The 2,987-nt window shown below is 60.8% G+C and carries 4 protein-coding genes; 3 read left to right on the top strand and 1 reads right to left on the bottom strand.

The window, feature by feature from the left end; translation table 11 throughout:
- Positions 1-97: 97 nt before the first annotated feature.
- Positions 98-784 (bottom strand): TetR family transcriptional regulator, encoded by a 687-nt coding sequence (locus AAFX91_RS40415; protein WP_394570209.1) that lies wholly within the window; start codon positions 782-784, stop codon positions 98-100.
- Positions 785-877: 93 nt separating this feature from the next.
- On the opposite strand from AAFX91_RS40415, the gene AAFX91_RS40410 reads away from it, so the two are divergent.
- From AAFX91_RS40410 to AAFX91_RS40400, 3 genes are all read left to right on the top strand, one after another.
- Positions 878-1,543 (top strand): O-methyltransferase, encoded by a 666-nt coding sequence (locus AAFX91_RS40410; RefSeq protein WP_394570208.1) that lies wholly within the window; start codon positions 878-880, stop codon positions 1,541-1,543.
- 187 nt (positions 1,544-1,730) lie between these two features.
- Positions 1,731-2,159: a hypothetical protein gene (locus AAFX91_RS40405; RefSeq protein WP_394570207.1), complete on the top strand. Its 429-nt coding sequence runs from the start codon at positions 1,731-1,733 to the stop codon at positions 2,157-2,159.
- A gap of 310 nt (positions 2,160-2,469) precedes the next feature.
- A complete protein-coding gene (locus AAFX91_RS40400) occupies positions 2,470-2,970 on the top strand; it encodes a dihydrofolate reductase family protein (RefSeq protein WP_394570206.1) in 501 nt (166 codons plus the stop codon).
- Positions 2,971-2,987: the final 17 nt, after the last annotated feature.

The raw sequence follows: 2,987 nt of genomic DNA, 5'->3' as shown, positions 1-2,987 counted from the left end.
CCTGCGTCCACGATCTTCGAATCATGGTTGCCCATGGATTCAGAATCCTCAGTCAATTACAACTGTAATGCTAAGGCGGCGGAGCTCGTCGCCGCGATCATCCTTGGCCGCGGCGCTGATCGATCCGTCGTGACCGGCTCTGGCGCCGATCCCAGGCGTGCCCGAGATCTTTAAGGTAAGCGCAGAACATATCGGCCATGGCGTCGCCATAGGCTTCGATCTCTGTGGGCGAGCGAGGGGTCTCCGAGAACTGCTTGCCCACCTCGGTCAGCGTCGTCGTGATCAACTCGCCGGCCAACGCGCGAGTTGCTTCTGATGCCTCGGGCAACGCCTCCCGCATGAAGACCTGGACAATGCGCTCGCCCGACGCCATCGCTTGCTGCGCTTCGGGCGCATCGCGATAGAGAGGGGCGGCGTCATTGAGCGCCACACGCATCGCGGCTTGATCACACTCCGAGCGCACGAAGGCGTGGACCAGGGTGCGCAGCCGTTCGAGCGGCGGTCGCTGGTTGTCCTCGAGGATTCCGCGCAACAGGTCGGTCGTCTGCCGCCATTCGTCGCTCTGCAGTCGGAAGAGGATCGCCGCCTTGTTCGGAAAATACTGATACAGCGATCCGATACTGACTCCGGCCTTCTCGGCCACGCGCGCCGTGGTGAAGCGCTGCGCGCCTTCCTTCGCCAAAACCTGAACAGCAGCATCCAAAATCGCGGCGACGAGCTCCGCCGAGCGCGCCTGCTTGGGCTGTTTTCGTGAGGAAATCCGGGTACTTCGCCGATCGGTCATGGAGTGGCCTGGCAATGCGAATAGGAAATGCGAGGGATTAGTCGTATTTCTGATCCGGCGCAAGAACGCGCTCATCCGAGAGCGGAGACCTGCATGACCACCCTGACCACCATCCCGCTTGCTCCCTTGCTGGATCGCTTATTCGAAGAGGCCGATGCGGCTTCGCCCGCGGCCAATCCTGCAGTGGCCGATCTCTCCAGCGAGGAGCATTCGCGTCTGATGCGAAGCAAGACCGACTACCGCGAGTTCTACGGCCGGCTGAAAGATCTTCCGCTCGCGGTCTCGCGAGAGACCGGCGCGCTGCTCTACATGCTGGCGCGAGGCGGCGGCGCGCGGGTGATCGTCGAGTTCGGGACTTCGTTCGGCATCTCGACACTGCATCTCGCCGCAGCGCTGCGGGACAACGGCGGTGGCCGCCTGATCTCCAGCGAGTTCGAGCCGTCCAAGGTCGCACGGGCCCGCGACAATCTGACCGCCGGCGGTCTCATCGACCTCGTGGAGATCCGAGAAGGAGATGCCTTGCAGACGCTGAGCGTCGATCTCCCCGAAACGATCGACCTGCTGCTGCTCGACGGCGCCAAGGCGCTCTATCCCGAGATACTGAGCCTGGTGGAGAGCCGCCTCCGGCCGGGCGCCTTCATCGTCGCCGACAACGCTGACTACAGCCCCGACTACCTGGCGCATGTTCGCTCGCCCGCGAACGGTTACATGTCCACGCCATTCGGTGGGGACGTCGAGCTTTCGATGCGGATCGGCTGACCGGTGTTTGCGGAGATGCATCCCGCTTGGCGATTTCTGCGAAGGTATTCAACCACTTTTGTCTGGACCGCGAGAGGACGGCGTCGCATCAAGGGCGATGGGTCGGGAGCTTGGCCGATGGTCCGTAGCGTACATCTGTTTGGATAGCCGACGAGGCGAGCTCGTGACGGCCTCGGGGAAGCCAACGATGAACAAGCAATGGGAATTCCAGGTGCGGATCTATCTCGGCGACGAGCTTGCCGGAGTGGCGCGGCGCGATCCCGACAATCCGGCAATCAAGCCGCTGGCGGACATCCTCGCCAGACATCATGCGACGATGAAGTCTCAGTTCGATGCCTTCGCCGACTATGTGGCTGAAGCTGAGAAGCGGGGCACCGAAAACTATCCGCTTTACGCATGGACCAAAGCGACGATCGAGGATCCTGAAAAGCAGGCGAAATACGTCAAGTCGTTCACGCTCTATGTTGACGGTAATGAAGTCTATGCCAAGCCGCTCGCTGACGCGCTGGAAGCAGACTTGCAGCCCCTTGTCGGCGGCAAGCTGATCACGCGACTTTCCAAGCACGACACCAATCCGGCGAACAACCCGCAGCCTCCGGCGCAGTATCGCAAGTAAAAAGCCGAGCGGGAGGGGCCGCACGTTAGCTAGACGGCGAGGGCACCTGCAGCGTGATGCCGGCGCCGGCGCCCTGCACGAACGATCTTAAGCGGAGACGTTCGCCGCCTTCTTGAGCGCGGGCAGCAGTTCTCCGGCTCGGGTCGGCGGGTGTAATCAGAATTGATTTCTGCATACAGGATGTAGCCGCTCTGTCCGATCACATATCTTACCGGCATCGACAACGCGGCACGCAGTTTGCGGCCAACTCCACTTTCTGCATCACTCTGTTCATACTATCGTGAAGATCTTGGGATGGAGATTTGGTGGCATGGCAAAGATCGTCTTCGGAATGAACCAGTCCTTGGACGGTTATGTCGATCACCAGGAATTTGCGCCAAGTCCCGCGCTCTTTCGTCACTGGATAGAGCACGTGCGCGACTTGACCGGCAGTGTGTACGGTCGCCGCATGTACGAGGTTATGCGTTATTGGGACGAAGACCGTCCTGAGTGGAATGCGGAGCATCACGAGTTCGCGGCGGCGTGGCGGCGCCAACCGAAGTGGGTCGTGTCGCGCTCGTTGAACTCAGTCGGCCCCAACGCCACACTTGTCGAGGATAACATCGAGGCGGTGATACGTGGCCTGAAGGCTCGGCTTGTTGGAGAGATTACAGTTTCCGGCCCAGACCTGGCACAAAGCCTAACCGACCTTGGTCTTATCGATGAGTATCGACTCTACTTCCACCCCATCGTGCTTGGTCGCGGCAAGCCATTTGAAATGGACCCCGATTGTGGGACCACGTGCTTAGTTGGAAGGGGCTGCTCCGTTTGATAGACGGAGCGCATGAT

Source organism: Bradyrhizobium sp. 31Argb (genome assembly GCF_043638955.1).
Classification (GTDB): domain Bacteria; phylum Pseudomonadota; class Alphaproteobacteria; order Rhizobiales; family Xanthobacteraceae; genus Bradyrhizobium.
Note: the sequence above shows the minus strand (reverse complement) of the source record. Positions and strands in the feature narration are given on the sequence as shown.